Below are 15,131 nucleotides of genomic sequence, written 5' to 3'. Positions count from 1 at the left end.
GAACTCTCATCTGGCATCCTGAGACAGCGGCCACGTATGGCCATGTTCATGTCCTGTGTTCGTGTCCGCGTGGTGTGTCGGTTCCGGGCTAGTGATTGGCGTTGACTGCTCCAATTCGAATTAGCGGCCAAATGATTATGAAAGTCACTGAAAATTCCGTGCCCGCACCTTCAGTGTATCAATGTGGAGATCACGGACGAACATATCCCGCGGCTGAACGACGGGCTTCGGCGCATCGCGCGGATCAGGACCACCCCCATACGCAAACTCGTCACCTCTGCCCGCCGGCAGTTTGAACTCGGTATCGCGATCGGCCAGCCCTGAAAGATCCCCCGACAGGTCAAACAGCTGCTGCGCCACCAGGTGCACCACCTCCCCTTCCCGCTGAATACGTCCATTGATCGCCATCATCGAGGATCCGAGCACGACGCGGCGACGTTTCTCAAACAGCGTCGGCCAGACGACGATGTTGGCCGGCCCGGTCTCGTCCTCGATGGTGATGAACATAACGCCCTTGGCTGACCCGGGTTTCTGGCGCACGAGGACGAGGCCAGCCGTATAGACCCATTGTCCGTCGCGCGCGTTCATCGCCTCGCCGCAGGTGATGATGTTGCGCTCCTGCAGATCCTTGCGCAGGAAGGCAATTGGATGCTGGCGCAATGTCAGGCCGGTATGGCTGTAGTCCTGGATAACGTTGTGGCCATCCGTCATCTGCCGAAGCTCCACTTCTGGCTCCTGCTGCTCGGCGATGGTTTGTATTTCACGCTCGGCCGCCGCGGCAAACAGCGGCAGAGGTTCGTCGCGCAGCGCCTTGATCGCCCAGAGCGCATCGCGACGTTCAAGTTTCAGCGACGGCAGGAAGGCATCGGCCTGGGCGAGTTGAACGAGGGCTTCAGCGGACACACCGGACCGACGCCACGTATCATCGACCGACTGGAAATCCCGGTTCATGCGACCGGCGACAATGCGGGCAGCATCCGCGACCGCCAAGCCCTTGACCCGTCGAAAACCCAACCGGACGGCATGCCGGTCGCTATTGCCGATCCTCTCCAAAGTACAATCCCACCGGGATCGGTTGATGCAGACGGGACGCACCTCGACGCCATGGGCTCGCGCGTCGCCGACGATCTGGGCCGGTGCGTAAAACCCCATTGGCTGACTGTTGATCAGCGCCGCGCAGAATGCCTCGGGATGATGGCGCTTGATGTAGTTCGAGGCATAGGCGATCAGCGCGAACGACGCCGCATGGCTTTCCGGAAAGCCGTAGGATCCAAACCCCTCAAGCTGGCTGAATGTCTTCTCGGCGAATTCAGGCGTGTAGCCGTTCTTCACCATGCCGGACACCAGCTTGTCCTTGAAGCGCGACACACCACCGGTGAACTTGAAGGTCGCCATGGATTTGCGCAGCTGGTCTGCCTCGCCGCCGGTGAACCCTGCACAGACCATGGCCACCCGCATGGCGCTCTCCTGAAACAGTGGCACGCCAAGCGTCTTGCCGAGCACCGCTTCAAGCTCGGGCGTCGGGTATTCGACCGCCTCCTTGCCTTCGCGCCGACGCAGATAGGGATGGACCATGTCACCCTGGATCGGCCCTGGCCGGACGATCGCCACCTGGACGACGAGGTCGTAGAAGGTACGCGGCTTCAGCCGTGGCAGCATCGCCATTTGCGCGCGGCTTTCGATCTGGAAGGTCCCAAGCGTGTCAGCCTTGCGGATCATCGCATAGGTCGCCGGATCCTCCTGCGGGATCGTCGCCAAGTCGATATCCTGGTCCTTGTGTTCCCGGATGAGTTCGAATGCCTTGGCCATGCAGGTGAGCATGCCAAGCGCCAGCACGTCGACCTTCATGAACTTCAACGCCTCGACGTCATCCTTGTCCCACTCGATGATCTGGCGATCCTTCATCGTCGCCGGCTCGATCGGAACCAGATCGTCGAGCCGGTCATGGGTCAGCACAAAGCCACCCGGATGCTGGCCGAGATGGCGCGGCGCCCCCATCAGTTGCTGCGCCAGTTTCAGGGTCAAGGCGAGACGCCGGTCGTCGGGATTGAGATTGAGTTCGCGGACATTACGGTCGCAGACCTCTTCCGACCAGGACCACATGCCTGAGGACAGCGCCTTGATGACGTCCTCGGGCAGTCCGAGAGCCTTGCCGACATCGCGGATGGCGCCGCGGGCCCGGTAGCGTGTGACGGTGGCGCAAAGTGCCGCTTTCTCCCGGCTGTAGGTCCGATAGATCCATTGAATGACCTCCTCGCGCCGCTCGTGCTCGAAATCCACGTCGATATCAGGCGGTTCGTCGCGTTCCTGGCTGACGAAGCGCTCGAACAGCAGGTCGTTGGTCGAGGGGTCGATCGAGGTGATGCCGAGAATATAGCAGACCGCACTGTTTGCGGCCGAGCCGCGTCCCTGGCACAAGATCCCCTGGCTGCGGGCGTAACGGACGATCGAAAAAACGGTCAGAAAATAAGGCGCGTATTTCATGGTGCGGATGAGGTCGAGCTCATGGCGAACGATCTTCAGCACATCAGGCGGCAGGCCTTCCGGGTACCGATCGGGCACACATTCCCAGACATAGTGTTCGAGAGAGGACTGGGCGTCCTTGCCCGGCACGATCGCCTCCTCCGGATACTGATAGGTCAGCTCCTCAAGCGAAAACGTGCAGCGCCGCACGATCTCCATCGTCCGCGCCAGCGCCTCTGGATAACGCGGAAACAGCCGCTGCATTTCCTCTGGTGGCTTCAGATAGCGATCAGCGTGACGCTCGCGCTCAAAGCCGACATCGTCGATCGTCGTTCTGTGGCGGATGCACGTGACGATATCCTGCAGCTGCCGCCGGCCCGGCTCATGGAACAGCACATCGTTGGTGACGACGGTTTTGACCTTGAACCGCAAGGCCATATTGGAGATCTCGTGCAGGCGCAGCTGGTCGTTCGGGCGCCGGCGCAGGCAGAGCGATACATAGGCGCGGTCGCCGAAGATCTCGGCCAGCTTGCGCAGCTGCACGGCGCAGGTCTCGTCCGCAAGATTGGCCACCAGAATGGCGATCATCCCGTCGCAATAGGCGACGACGTCGTCCCAGTGAAGAATGCAGTTGTTCTTGCCGCCCCGGCTCTTACCGAGGGTGATCAGGCGGGTCAGCCGGGAATAGGAGGCGCGATTTGTCGGGTAGACCAGCACCGACATGCCATCGGCGAGATCCAGCCGGCAGCCGACGACAAGCCGCAGGCCGGTGGCGCGCGATGCCTCCAGCGCGCGAACGATACCAGCCAGACTGTTGCGATCGACCACGCCGATCGCCTCGATGCCAAGCTCCGCGGCGCGCATGAAGAGCTCGTCGGCCGACGATGCTCCGCGCAGAAACGAGAAATGCGTCGTGACCTGGAGCTCGGCATAACTCATGCGAAAATCCCGTGCATGAACCAGCGATGGTCACCGGTCTCCGGATCGACACCATCGCCTGCCCGGAACACCCAGAGCCGTTCGCCGGCTTCGTCCTCGATCACGAAATAATCCCTGACGGCCTCCATCTCGGCGTCGCGCTGCCACCATTCGCCGAAGATGCGCTCGGGACCGTCGGCGCGCTTGACCTTGCGCCGCCGGCCGCGCCAGGTAATCGAGGCCGGCGGATGGTCCGGCATCAGCGCAATGGCCGTGATCAGCTCCGGTCGGGCGAGCAGCCGCACCGGCCGGCGCCAGTGACCGACCCATGCAACTTCGAGCGGATCAGACGCGGCGGAGATCCGCTGGACCGAGCGTTCGGGCACATCCGATGCCACAGGGGCGACACGATAGACCCGCTGGCCACGGTTGCCGTAAATGTCGATCAGCGGGGTGACATCCGTCACCTCGTCCTCGACCAGAGATGAGACCCTTTGCATGTCCTCAAGCGGTTCAGCCATGACGGCAACCAGCGTCAATTTCTCGATCCCGAAGCCGGGTTCGATCTTTTCCGTCCGGTCGCGAAACAGCTTCGTCAGCCAGGCGACATCACGCGCCGGTTTGGCGGTTCCGGCGCGGATCGCCTGCCTGGTACCATCGACCTTGTCTACGATCAGGTCGGCACGGCGCACGCCAAGACCGCGCTTCTGGAGCTCGCCAATCAACTGCACGACCAGGCGCCCGACATATTTATCGATGGTCTCGGCAGCCCCGATCGGCTCCGCGAAGGCTCTTGCGACCTCGATCAACTCAGGCGTTCGGATCGGATCGATCGGCTCGGAAACGCGGCCGAACATCTGGTCGAGGCGCCGGGCGATCTCCGGTCCGAACCGGAGTGTCAGTGGTGCGCGTGGGGTATTGGCCAATTCACCGACGGTCTGGAAGCCGAGCGTGCGGAGATCACCAACGATCTTTTCCGATAGCCGTAACAGCGTGATCGGCAGCTTTTCGACTGCGGCCACTGTCTTGCCGATCGGTACGATGACGGTCTCGCGGCTGATGGCTCGCGCACAGGCGTGGGCTGCACCCAAGGTGTCGGCGATCGCCACACGGGCCGTCAGTTTTCGGGCCAGGAACTGGTTGGAGATCTTCGTCACCATCGGCACCTCACCACCCTGCAAATGATCGGCGCCTTCTGTGTCGAGCACAATCCCGTCGGTTCCATCGACTGCAACAATCGGGGAATATTGCGTCAGGGCCCACAAGGTAATCCGCTCGAGCGCGGCCGCGTCGGCTTCCGGCTGCGCATCGACCAGCATCAGCCCGCGAAACAGAGCCTGGGCCTTGGCCGCCGACATGCCGACACGCAGGCCCGCTTTGCGCGCGGCTGCGTCGACTGATGACACCCAGCGTTTTGAACCGCTCCTGGCGATCACCGCGATTGCCTGCTCAGCCGGAATAGACGGATCGGCGCGTCTGATCCGATCGGTCGGCAGATCCGGTAGATAGATCGATACGACCCTTGTCATCACACGCCCTCACGAGAAACTCAGCACACTCACCCGCTTTCACGCGCATCAATTCCAAAAACCACTGCGCCCGGCCGACACCAGGCACCGGAAGGTCCTCCGACGGCATGACGCTGACCCGCCACCGCGTCGTCGCGGCCGTCGGCTGGCCAAAATCGTTAGCCTCCGTCTGGCGTCGCCATCGTCGCACCGCAAGCGCCATCGTGCCTGTGCGTTCCGCGGCAAGCTGCAGCCGCCTGGAGCTGACCATTGGCAATCGGACGAGCTCGCCGACCACAGCGCCGAGGCCTCCGAAGGCCAAGCCCTCCTCCATGTTGGCAAGCACGTCCTCTTCCTTGTCTGATTCAACGAAGATCACCCGGTCGGGATGAAGGCCAACCTGGGCCAGGGCCGGGAAGAACAGGTCGGGCCGGGTCAGGCACCAGACGATCGGACCCTTGGTACGCGCCGAAATGCCGGCGGCGCATAGTGCGGCCGCGGCACCATCGACAGTGCCTGCCCCGCCGCCGGCGAACTCATGCAACGCGCCATAGGCGAGACCTCCGCCGGGCAGGACGGCGTCGATCTCGGGCACGCCGAAGGGAAGACAGCCAGCCTTCCTGGCAGTCACACCTCCCAGCGTCGAGATCCGCTCGCGAAGATCGGAGATCACATCTGAAATCACCCGTTCACGGGCAGCAGTCATCGTTCACGGCTCCCTTCAAGTTCGTGTGGCGTCAGGATCGGGCCGACATCATGTCGAGCAAAATGCGGATGTTCTGTTTCTGTTCCTGCCGCAACAAAGAGTCAAGCAACCCACGGGATGGGAATATTATCCTGAAGACTGGAAATTCCGCGAATTGCCATGGGAATCAGGCAGGTAGCTCGTGCGAGAATTTTTTCCGCTTACGGCCCTCGCGATCTCTCTTCGCTTGGATAACGGGGATAAAGCTGAGATCGTCATAGTGTTCTTCACTTTCCCTGCTGAACTGCCGCAATGACGAAGCCACCGAAATCAAAGCCGCTCCTTCGTGATACCGACGCGCCGATCCGCTCGAAGCCACAGCGGAAGCGCAATCCTGCGCAACCACAGCTTCTCTTCGATCCCATGCCTGACCGGGTTGAGCCGGCGCTCGCCAAGGTCAAGCAGCGGCCTCCCCGCGGCGACCAATGGGGCTGGGAGGTCAAGTGGGACGGCTATCGGCTGGCTATCCACGTTGAACCGCATGGCATCAGGATCCTGACGCGCGGCGGGCATGACTGGACCCATCGGTTTCCTGATATCGCAGAGGCTGCCCGCGCTCTCGGGCCAGCGACGATGATCATCGATGGCGAGGCTGTCGTTCTCGACGCAGAGGGCCGGTCGGATTTTGGGCTGTTGCAGAAGTCGCTTGGAGCCTCAGGCAACAAGGCAGGCAACCGGGCGTCCGCCGCCATGCTCTATGCCTTCGACCTCATCTATCTCGACGGCCACGATCTGCGCGGGGTCGAGTATCGATCCCGGCGCCATCTGCTTGAGGGTCTTTTGAAGGGCCAGGACGGCGCGATCCAAATCTCCGCGGAACTGGATGCCGATCCTGATGTCCTGCTGGAACACGCCTGTCGCTTCGGTCTGGAAGGCATTGTCGGCAAGGACCGGGATCAACCGTATCGATCCGGTCGGACTGGCGACTGGGTGAAGGTCAAATGTATCGAGAGCGAAGCCTTTTTCATTGTCGGGTATGAGCCCTCGACCGCGCTGACGGGCGGCTTCGCCTCCTTGGTGGTTGCAGCGTATCGCGACGATGAACTCGTACATGTCGGCAATGTGGGCACCGGCTTCAAGCAAGCCGAGACAGCGAGACTGCGCAAGACGCTGGACAAGCTGCGTTGGAAGCAAAAGCGCCCGCCGGTGGAGACTACTGACGCCGTCAATGTCATCTGGGTCCAGCCAACCCTGATTGCCGAGATCGAGTTCCGTGCCTGGACGGCGGACGGGAAGCTTCGCCATGCATCCTACAAGGGATTGCGCGAACGTCAGGACAACGCCGACGTCTTCCGCCTCGACTAGCAGATGGCGCAACATGCGCTAAGTTGGTCCGCGTTATCGGAAGGGAGGGGCATCAGATGTGCAACCTTTATCGCATGGAAGACAAGGACTGGGTCAGCAAGTGGGCCCAGGACGTCGAGAGCCTGATCAATCTCATGCCGGTCTACCAGATGAACCCAGACCAGATGGGGCCGATCCTTCGCAATACAGCCGACGGGCGCAATCAGCTCGTCCATGCGCGCTGGGGGCTTCCGTCCCCGCTTTTCGTCCAGAAGAAAGCTGCGGAAGCCCGGGCCGACAAGCTGAGAGCCAAAGGTCACGCCATCGACATGGACGAGTTCATTCGCATGGAGCCCGACCGCGGCGTCACCAATATCCGCAAGCTCACCCTACCCCATTGGAGGCGTTGGTTCGGCGTCGAGCATCGGTGCCTCGTGCCGGTCACCAGCTTCGCGGAGCCGGATCCGGCCAGCCAGGAAGATGGCAGCAAGGTGCCGAACGCCTGGTTCGCCCGTGACGAGGCAAAGTCGCTGATGTTCTTCGCCGGCATTCATGTACCGGCCTGGAAGAGCGTCAGGAAGGTGAAGGACGGCCTGACGACCGATGACCTCTATGGCTTCTTGACGACAGATCCGAATGCGCTGGTGAAGCCCATCCACGAAAAGGCGATGCCGGTGCTGCTGCTCACGCCGGACGAGACCGACGTCTGGATGCGGGCGCCGTGGGAGGAGGTGATGCACCTGGCGCGACCGCTGCCCGACGGCGCGCTGATCATATCGTCCCGCGAGCCATACGGCTCATCGATCATTGCTAAAGACGGCGAAGTGCTGCAGCAAGCCATGGTCTTGTAACTGACAGTCTTGGGTCGCCTTCGCCATTTGACTCTCGCCAACAATGTTCTTATTTTGTTCCGATCGATAGGGAAGGATATGGACATGAGCTGGCTCAAACTCGACCCCGCAAGATCGTCGATGTCGGAACCTGAATTTCGGCTCGCGGTCCAGGATCATTTTCTGAAACTGTTTCTGCCGCACCGCGACAGCTTCGACTGGGATGTCGCCGCCTTCTATCGGAGCCGGGACGAGCGGCCGATCTATTATTTCTCGCCCGGCGCCGCTGATCTGCTTACGAGATTTGGCGAATTCCCCTACGATTCATGTCATCGGCCGGACTCCAGCACGGTTGACTTGCAGGTCGGGTCGTCGCTTGCCGCCGACACCGCTTGGGTCGAACTGCCCGATGAAACGCGCCCCTATCCAAAGCTGGACGAGGAGCTCGACGAAGACGAGACGGGTTACTGGCAGCAAGTCATAGCATCGGGTGGCAAGCACGGTCCGAATAATGGCGGTCCCGCCTGAGGTCGCACCGATGGATGTCAATGCGGCGACCAGAAAGATTATACATGTCGACATGGACGCCTTTTATGCGTCGGTGGAACAGCGAGATAATCCGGAGCTGCGCGGCAAGCCGCTCGCGGTCGGTGGCGCTGCCGCGCGAGGCGTGGTTGCGGCTGCAAGCTATGAAGCCCGAAAATTTGGTGTTCATTCGGCGATGCCTTCGGTCACGGCCGCTCGCAAATGCCCTGATCTGATTTTCGTGACGCCGCGCTTCGATGTCTACCGCGCCGTTTCGCAGCAGATCCGTGAGATCTTTGCCGAATATACCCCGCTGATCGAACCGCTCTCGCTCGACGAGGCGTACCTCGATGTCACCGAGAACCTGAAGGATATGCCGATTGCCACCGAGATCGCACTGGAGATCCGTGCAAAGATCAAGACGGTCACCGGGCTGAATGCGTCAGCGGGGATCTCGTACAACAAGTTTCTCGCCAAAATGGCCTCCGATCTCAACAAGCCGAACGGCCAGGCCGTCATCACGCCGAAGAATGGCCCCGCTTTCGTCGAAGGGCTGGCAGTGAAGAAATTCCACGGCGTCGGGCCGGCCACGGCCGAGAAGATGCATCGCCTCGGCATCCGGACAGGCGCCGACCTCAAGGCACAGTCGCTGCAGTTCCTGACCCAGAATTTCGGGAAGTCGGGTCCATACTTTTATGGCATTGCGCGGGGCATCGATGAACGCCGCGTCAAGCCGGACAGGGTTCGCAAATCCGTCGGCGCCGAGGATACCTTCGCGCAGGACATCCATAGCTATGAGCCGGCAATCGAGGGGCTTCGGCCACTGATCGCCAAGGTCTGGCGATATTGCGAAGCCAACGCGATCAGGGCCAAGACCGTCACCCTCAAGGTGAAATATGCTGACTTCACGCAGATCACTCGCGCCAGAACCGGCGAGCGGTCTTTCCTATCGGCCGGCGAAATCGAGGAAACGATCGGCTCGCTACTGAAGCCCGTTTTCCCGCCCCCGAAGGGCGTTCGATTGCTGGGCGTTACCCTGTCCTCGCTTGAGGCAGCCGATGACCTTCGGACAGACCAGTTGCTTTTAACGCTGTGACCCGCCGACATCTCCACAAGGGACCAGGAGTTTCTCTCGGCCAGCTTGAGGCTCAGGGAAAAGCTGCAGCAAGCTGCCCCCGCATTGGAAAAGCAGACGACAGGCGACATTTCGGCGTCGGGTCGCCGTCGATGCAGCACAGCCCGTGCAGCGATTTCCCTGCTCTCTCTTATCCTCGTTGTGGGTAGCGAACACGAGCAATGGTCATATTTGAATTTCCTGATATCGTGACCGTATAGTGTGGGGAGTAGACGTTATGAAGAGTTTGGTTCCAGACGCATTTTACTGGGCGCGATCTGACAGGCACACCGGTGGCCGGACGACGATCGTGCAGGTGTCTACGATCTTCGGCGAGGATCCGGACTTCTGGACCCTGGCGGTCCCTGGATCCGACCAACATCACATGATCGGTGATTTCGAGATCATTGCGCTCGTTGAGCCGCTGGAAGGATACTCGTTGCGTCAGGCGGCCGAGTAATCTCGGGCCCCACCTGTCGGCGCAGCGATGATTGGATGCGTGCGCGTTTGAGAAACCTCTGGCGTCGTTTTGATCGCCTCGTCGCTCGGCGGTTCAATACAACGCTGACGACTGTCGTCCTCGAGTATTGGCGTCATCAGCGGCACCAAAGATTCAATGCAATCCCGGCGTACCTGCGATTTTCCATGAGCCATCTGATGGGCACGCCATGCCATCGAACCGCGTCGCACCTTCCAGGCTCTGCTGGCTCGTAACAAACTGTCGGCAGCCTTCGATGCCACCGTTCCCCGTGTCGACCCTCTCAATGACGCCGGCACTGCCTGTTGCAGGGTTCGCCCACGCGAGCTTATTGACACCGGTAGGCGCGTTTCCAACAGTCTCGGCAATGATCGCCTGGTCGGTTACCGGAACGGCTCTCGGTGAGGTCGTGGAGATTGCCGATGTCTCAAGTGGTTCGGTATGAGAGCAACCAATCAACTGAAATGACAACGTGAAGAATGCTAGGCAGCGAGATATCTGTTTTCTATTCATTAGAACCCCAGTCTTCTTCAATTTTGCCAATACATTGTGGCGGCGGGATGTCCTCTTTTCCCTCGCAAATCAGAGCAACGAGATAAGCACTTCGTCCACACGACAAACCCAGCAATACCCTCCATTCATTCGCATTTTATTAAATATGTTCCAAAATTATGGAGTTCGACGGCGGACCGTTCGTGGTGCGAACTCGTTGATTGCATGAAGCAACGGAGGTCACCCAGACATGTGCAACGGCACCGTACTTATCGTTGAAGACGAGATCCTCATCCGCTTGATGTTGGCAGATGTCCTGACGGAAGAGGGCTACAGTGTTGTTGAAGCGGGAAATGTACTGGAGGCGGTGGCGGCGCTTGGGCGCAACCCGGCCTTCGATGCTGTGATCACAGACATCGATATGCCAGGCTGTCTAAACGGTTTGGATCTGGCGCACATGGTTCGAACTGTGGCGCCGAGAACAAAGGTCGTTGTCGCATCCGGTGGGCACGGCCCGGAGAATTGTCCGGTTGACTGCCATTTCCTGCAAAAGCCTTACAGCGTAAACCTGATAATATCCCTGTTGGCTGAGCCGACCTTCAACGAGGTCGCCCAGGCTTTCTAACCTGTGGACGGACAGCAAGTCTGGCACGCCAAAGACCCTATCAACCACCCAGATAATTTACCGGCAAATTAGGTTTGCAATTCTCGTTGTTGCGGCGCACAATCCATCTCTGTTGACGAGGGTACCCGGCCGTTGAGGATTTGCATCTACAAATCAGATGAAGTACCTCATATCACGCTATTTCTGCGGGAGGGGGCGCCTCTGCCCGCAAGTGCGAAGAGCCAGAAATGGCGGCCCTTCAAGTCTGTCGCGCGGCAGGAGGTCAGAGCAGACCTACTGCAACGGATCGACGTCGGCAATGGTCACGTCTTCGTCCAACTTGGCGCGGTTCAGTAATCGCCGAAGTTAACCGATCACGCGATTGGCCGAGTAGGCTCAGAGCCCACTCACCGAACGCAGTGGTGGCGCCGCGATTGTGTTTTTACATGTCGGTTGCACCTCGAAGGTCGGGAAGCGATAAGGCAAGCAGTTCATTTGGCGGGCGTCCTGACATTTCGTGAATCCTGCAGATGCAACGACGGCACTAATCCGTTGCTTTGCGACAACACTAATTAGGTGTATTTATAGAGCTAGACGAGCGGGCTCAAAAATCTCGTTCCCGCACATACACGGGATAGGACGCCTTAGCGGCTTCGGCAGCATCTGGGTCGATGGACACCCGCAATGCCGGCTGATCCTGTCTGGTGTCGCCAGCGGGGTTTGCCGAGGGATCGAAGGCGAAGCCCCCGCCGCCGAATATCGGCGGTTCCCCATAAGCCGATCCGACACGGTTCGAACTCATCACATAGGCTCCGCTGACGATAGCCGCCATTGCACCGGCCGTGCGCCAATAGGACATGCTGCGCCCGGAGGCTCTCGGAACAGCGATCAGGTGCGCGCCTTGCCGACCGAGGGCGCGGGCCCGTTCCGGAAACATCAGCTCGGTGCAGAGAAGGACGCCGACGGTCAGGCCCGCGATCACATTCGTGTCGAAACCTGGGATCGAGGGCGCAAACCAGCCATCCTCCTGCCAGCCCTCTTCGGCGGGAAAAAGGTGCTTATGATGCAGGAAGCGATAGACGCCGTTTTCGAGCGCGAATGCCTCATTCGCGAGCCGCCCGCCATGGACCACTGGCCGCGAGGAAATGACCGCCGGGGCAAGTTCCCCAAGTGCTGTGAGAGACTGCGCATGCAGTTCCGCCCACGCCTCGGCGCGGGCTTGATCGTATGGCAGCGTCTTCGGCAGCCAGGCTCCAAATGGCATTTCATTGGTGATCAGGATGTCCGGCGCGAGGCGGCTGACAGCATCGGCGCAGCAGCGCCATTGCTCGCTGCCGACGACCAGTCCGTCAGGCCACTCCACTGCGCATGCCGTCACCATGGTCGTTCCCTTCGAGAAAGGTGGTCGTTCAAACCGCGTCTCATTCCGGACTTCAATGCAATCCTATCAGGCTCACGGTCGGCCAGCACGAAAATCCGCGTGGCTGTCCTGGGACCTATTCGAGGTCGGCGTCTATGCGTTCCAACAGCCCCTCGGCATTCGCGCGGATGACGAGCACGCCGGTCTCGTGGCCGAAATCGCCTGTGAAATCCACGCGGAGACGGGCTTTGTCAGCGCCGATATCGTCTATAGACAGAAAGCGCGTCACCGTGTGATAGCCCTTGAAGTACCGTTCGACATAATCGCCGATCCCGTCATGGCCTTCGAAACTGTGTCCTGTCGAGGGGTCATCGATCACCGCATCGGCGACAAAAAGCGTCTGGACACGGCTGGCATCGAAGGCGTTCAGCGCTGCAATCAGCGCATTGGCAGCCTTGCGCCAGACGTCAGCTGTCATTGGTGTCATGGTAGTCTCTCCTTCTCCGAGAACCTTGTGAGGTCAGACGATGTATCCGCCCGACACTTCGATGTTCTGCGCATTGATCCAGCGATTGTCTTCGCCGAGCAGGCTGGCGATCATCGCGCCGACATCGTCAGGCTCGCCAATGCGGCCGAGCGCCGTCTGCCCGGCCAGCAGGGCCTCGAATTCATCATTAAGCCCGCCACCCAGATCCGTGCGGGTCGCGCCCGGAGCGACGGAATTGGCGCGAATGCGTCGCCCCCCGAACTCCTTGGCCATGTAGCGGGTCAATATCTCCAAACCACCCTTGAAGGCGGCATAGGGAGCAACGCCCGATGTGGCCACGCGGGTCGTTGCGCTGCCGATGTTGACGATATGGCCGCCATCCGCCATCAGCGGCAAAAGGATCTGGGTCAGGAAGAAGGGGCCCTTCAGATGCACGCGATAGAGCGCATCGAACTCATCCTCCGTGACGGAAACGATGGGATTGAACTGGCCGAAACCCGCATTATTGACGAGGAAGGCGAAGCGGTCCGTGTTCCAGACTTTTTCAAGCTGACGGGCGACCTCGTCGCGAAATGCGGGAAAGGACGCGCTGTCTGCGACATCGAGCTTTACGGCGGCCGCTTGACCGCCCTGTTGCCGAATGCGCTCGACGACGTTTTCGGCCGCTTCAGGATTGGCGTTGAATGTCATCAGGACACCCATTCCCCGCTCGGCGCAAGCAAGCGCCGTAGAGGCTCCGATTCCACGACTTCCGCCAGTGATGATGACTATAGGCATAGCTGCTCCTTTGACCCGACGGGCGACCGATAGCACTGACGACAACAGGCGCGCATCCACGATCCTCGCTGGAACTTGCCTATTCCTGCTTGGCCATTGCGTACTACGCATTCATCTGTGAGGATGAGCATGATGGGAAATCGACTTCGTGAACTGCGTCGACTTGCTTCGCGGGCGGAAAATCGGCGCACGGAGACCGGCATTCCCCGTGTCGCCATGGTCAAGGGCGAAATCCCTGAGCACCGGTTGGCCACTGTCTATGAACCGATGATCAACTTGATCCTCAGCGGGTCCAAGACGATGACGATCGGCAATCGGACCTTGCGCTACGATCCGGCGACCTATTTCGTCATGTCCGTCGATCTGCCGGCGGTTGGAACGGTCAGCGCTTCTGCCAATGGCGATCCATATCTCGCCATCAGCCTGTCGCTGGAGCCTGCACTCCTGGCAGAGCTTCTGGCCGACTTCCCCAAGCTTGACGGGCCGCCCGCCGTGGCCAGCGGGTTTTCGGTGGCACCAGTATCAGATGATCTGCTGGACGCCTGGATGCGCATGCTCCGCCTTATCGAGCGCCCTGAGGAGATAGCGCTGTTTGCGCCGCTTTATGAGCGCGAAATCCTGCTGCGTGTGCTGAACGGTCCTCTCGGGTTTATGCTGCGCGACATCGCCACTCCGGAGACCACGTTCGCAGGGATCGAACTGGCGATCCGGTGGATACGCGAGAATTTCGCGCGGCCATTGCGCGTGGAAACCCTGGCCGACATGGCGGCGCTCAGCGTATCCGCCTTTCATCGGCACTTCAAAGCCGTGACCGCGCTCAGCCCATTGCAGTACCACAAGCATGTCCGCTTGCTGCATGCGCGTACCCTCCTGATATCAGGCGAAGGCAATGCCACAAGCGTCGCCTTCAGGGTCGGCTATGAGAGCCCCAGCCAGTTCAGCCGCGAATATACGCGCCAGTTCGGGCGGCCGCCCTCGTTGGACGTCAAAGCATTGCGGGGATACACGCAGAGCGCTTGATCTCGCCTATACATGCCGAGATCTACCGCAAGCCTATCGGGCAGACGCGGCCAATGAGATTCCAGACAGAAGTCGCCCTCATCGACGCGCATGCAAAATGGCATGGCAGGAGATGGCTGAGCAATGGACATGAATCGCGTCCCGCGGCCGCAGCGTGGTTTCGGTAATCGGTGATCGAGATCAGGTCCGAAGCGATGGTAGAAGAGCGGTGATGCGGGGCGCTTTCGAGATTCCCAGCAGATCCTATACACACAAAACAGGATCGCGCTCGGCGGCTTGACTGCAAGACCACATGCAGTTCGAAGCAACAACAGTATGACCAAAGCCTTGCGGTCGAAACTGGGCTGGCTGACCTTCCAGAAGAACCTGAACCGTTTTCGATATTGGCCGTGCGTTCCGGCTAGTCACCCGCGAAAGCAATTCCGCAAGCAGATGACCTTTACGGCTATTTGTGAATTTCCTTCGAAGATGCTGCGAACGTCTGCCGGCTATCGCGGCAGCTCTGCTTCCTCCATCTTCCGGGTCA

13 protein-coding genes are annotated in these 15,131 nt (G+C 60.2%); 7 read left to right on the top strand and 6 right to left on the bottom strand.

Annotation, left to right across the window (positions count from 1 at the left end):
* Window positions 1-144: 144 nt before the first annotated feature.
* Genes QTL94_RS16790 through QTL94_RS16780 form a run of 3 tightly spaced genes read right to left on the bottom strand, consistent with a single transcriptional unit; the run spans window position 145 to window position 5,595 of the window.
* Window positions 145-3,402, bottom strand: a complete 3,258-nt coding sequence (locus QTL94_RS16790) for an error-prone DNA polymerase (protein WP_289802580.1) — start codon at window positions 3,400-3,402, stop codon at window positions 145-147.
* Window positions 3,399-4,910 (bottom strand): Y-family DNA polymerase, encoded by a 1,512-nt coding sequence (locus QTL94_RS16785; RefSeq protein WP_289802579.1) that lies wholly within the window; start codon window positions 4,908-4,910, stop codon window positions 3,399-3,401. Before QTL94_RS16785 ends, QTL94_RS16790 begins: the two co-directional genes overlap by 4 nt.
* On the bottom strand, window positions 4,831-5,595 hold the full coding sequence (locus tag QTL94_RS16780; RefSeq protein WP_065690415.1) for an ImuA family protein: 765 nt from the start codon (window positions 5,593-5,595) through the stop codon (window positions 4,831-4,833). The genes QTL94_RS16785 and QTL94_RS16780 overlap by 80 nt, the downstream gene beginning before the upstream one ends.
* A gap of 291 nt (window positions 5,596-5,886) precedes the next feature.
* Here QTL94_RS16780 and ligD point away from each other — a divergent pair, with 291 nt between their 5' ends.
* The 6 genes from ligD (at window position 5,887) to QTL94_RS16745 (ending at window position 10,982) form a co-directional block, all read left to right on the top strand.
* A complete protein-coding gene (gene ligD / locus QTL94_RS16775; protein WP_065690414.1) occupies window positions 5,887-6,939 on the top strand; it encodes a non-homologous end-joining DNA ligase in 1,053 nt (350 codons plus the stop codon).
* Between the two features lie 56 nt (window positions 6,940-6,995).
* Window positions 6,996-7,769, top strand: coding sequence for an SOS response-associated peptidase (locus tag QTL94_RS16770; RefSeq protein WP_065690413.1), 774 nt, complete (start codon window positions 6,996-6,998; stop codon window positions 7,767-7,769).
* A gap of 84 nt (window positions 7,770-7,853) precedes the next feature.
* Window positions 7,854-8,276 carry a hypothetical protein gene (locus QTL94_RS16765; RefSeq protein ID WP_289802578.1) on the top strand — a complete coding sequence of 141 codons (423 nt, stop codon included), beginning with the start codon at window positions 7,854-7,856 and terminating at the stop codon, window positions 8,274-8,276.
* A 10-nt stretch (window positions 8,277-8,286) separates the two neighbouring features.
* Window positions 8,287-9,369: a DNA polymerase IV gene (gene dinB, locus QTL94_RS16760; RefSeq protein WP_065690485.1), complete on the top strand. Its 1,083-nt coding sequence runs from the start codon at window positions 8,287-8,289 to the stop codon at window positions 9,367-9,369.
* Between the two features lie 256 nt (window positions 9,370-9,625).
* Window positions 9,626-9,847, top strand: a complete 222-nt coding sequence (locus tag QTL94_RS16755) for a hypothetical protein (protein ID WP_065690411.1) — start codon at window positions 9,626-9,628, stop codon at window positions 9,845-9,847.
* A gap of 760 nt (window positions 9,848-10,607) precedes the next feature.
* Window positions 10,608-10,982 carry a response regulator gene (locus QTL94_RS16745; RefSeq protein WP_065690410.1) on the top strand — a complete coding sequence of 125 codons (375 nt, stop codon included), beginning with the start codon at window positions 10,608-10,610 and terminating at the stop codon, window positions 10,980-10,982.
* A 583-nt stretch (window positions 10,983-11,565) separates the two neighbouring features.
* On the opposite strand, the gene QTL94_RS16740 is transcribed toward QTL94_RS16745, so the two are convergent.
* The 3 genes from QTL94_RS16740 to QTL94_RS16730 form a co-directional block, all read right to left on the bottom strand.
* Complete coding sequence (locus QTL94_RS16740; protein ID WP_289802577.1) at window positions 11,566-12,342, bottom strand: carbon-nitrogen hydrolase family protein; 777 nt, start codon at window positions 12,340-12,342, stop codon at window positions 11,566-11,568.
* Window positions 12,343-12,457: 115 nt separating this feature from the next.
* Window positions 12,458-12,808, bottom strand: coding sequence for a nuclear transport factor 2 family protein (locus QTL94_RS16735; RefSeq protein ID WP_289802576.1), 351 nt, complete (start codon window positions 12,806-12,808; stop codon window positions 12,458-12,460).
* A 33-nt stretch (window positions 12,809-12,841) separates the two neighbouring features.
* The gene (locus tag QTL94_RS16730; RefSeq protein WP_289802575.1) at window positions 12,842-13,585 is read right to left on the bottom strand and encodes an SDR family NAD(P)-dependent oxidoreductase; all 744 of its coding nucleotides are present in this window, start codon (window positions 13,583-13,585) and stop codon (window positions 12,842-12,844) included.
* 132 nt (window positions 13,586-13,717) lie between these two features.
* Between QTL94_RS16730 and QTL94_RS16725 the strand changes: the two genes are divergently transcribed.
* Window positions 13,718-14,605 (top strand): AraC family transcriptional regulator, encoded by an 888-nt coding sequence (locus QTL94_RS16725; RefSeq protein ID WP_289802574.1) that lies wholly within the window; start codon window positions 13,718-13,720, stop codon window positions 14,603-14,605.
* Window positions 14,606-15,131: the final 526 nt, after the last annotated feature.

Source organism: Rhizobium sp. S96 (assembly GCF_030382195.1).
GTDB lineage: Bacteria > Pseudomonadota > Alphaproteobacteria > Rhizobiales > Rhizobiaceae > Rhizobium.
This window is presented reverse-complemented; position numbering and strand designations above follow the sequence as displayed.

What these genes read in the sequence shown, in the direction of transcription:
- QTL94_RS16755 (WP_065690411.1), top strand. Translation starts at nt 9,626, where the DNA reads ATGAAGAGTTTGGTTCCAGACGCATTTTACTGGGCGCGATCTGACAGG.
- QTL94_RS16785 (WP_289802579.1), bottom strand. Translation starts at nt 4,910, where the DNA reads ATGACAAGGGTCGTATCGATCTATCTACCGGATCTGCCGACCGATCGG.
- QTL94_RS16765 (WP_289802578.1), top strand. Translation starts at nt 7,854, where the DNA reads ATGAGCTGGCTCAAACTCGACCCCGCAAGATCGTCGATGTCGGAACCT.
- QTL94_RS16790 (WP_289802580.1), bottom strand. Translation starts at nt 3,402, where the DNA reads ATGAGTTATGCCGAGCTCCAGGTCACGACGCATTTCTCGTTTCTGCGC.
- QTL94_RS16740 (WP_289802577.1), bottom strand. Translation starts at nt 12,342, where the DNA reads ATGGTGACGGCATGCGCAGTGGAGTGGCCTGACGGACTGGTCGTCGGC.
- QTL94_RS16725 (WP_289802574.1), top strand. Translation starts at nt 13,718, where the DNA reads ATGGGAAATCGACTTCGTGAACTGCGTCGACTTGCTTCGCGGGCGGAA.
- QTL94_RS16770 (WP_065690413.1), top strand. Translation starts at nt 6,996, where the DNA reads ATGTGCAACCTTTATCGCATGGAAGACAAGGACTGGGTCAGCAAGTGG.
- QTL94_RS16780 (WP_065690415.1), bottom strand. Translation starts at nt 5,595, where the DNA reads ATGACTGCTGCCCGTGAACGGGTGATTTCAGATGTGATCTCCGATCTT.
- QTL94_RS16730 (WP_289802575.1), bottom strand. Translation starts at nt 13,585, where the DNA reads ATGCCTATAGTCATCATCACTGGCGGAAGTCGTGGAATCGGAGCCTCT.
- QTL94_RS16735 (WP_289802576.1), bottom strand. Translation starts at nt 12,808, where the DNA reads ATGACACCAATGACAGCTGACGTCTGGCGCAAGGCTGCCAATGCGCTG.
- ligD (WP_065690414.1), top strand. Translation starts at nt 5,887, where the DNA reads ATGACGAAGCCACCGAAATCAAAGCCGCTCCTTCGTGATACCGACGCG.
- dinB (WP_065690485.1), top strand. Translation starts at nt 8,287, where the DNA reads ATGGATGTCAATGCGGCGACCAGAAAGATTATACATGTCGACATGGAC.
- QTL94_RS16745 (WP_065690410.1), top strand. Translation starts at nt 10,608, where the DNA reads ATGTGCAACGGCACCGTACTTATCGTTGAAGACGAGATCCTCATCCGC.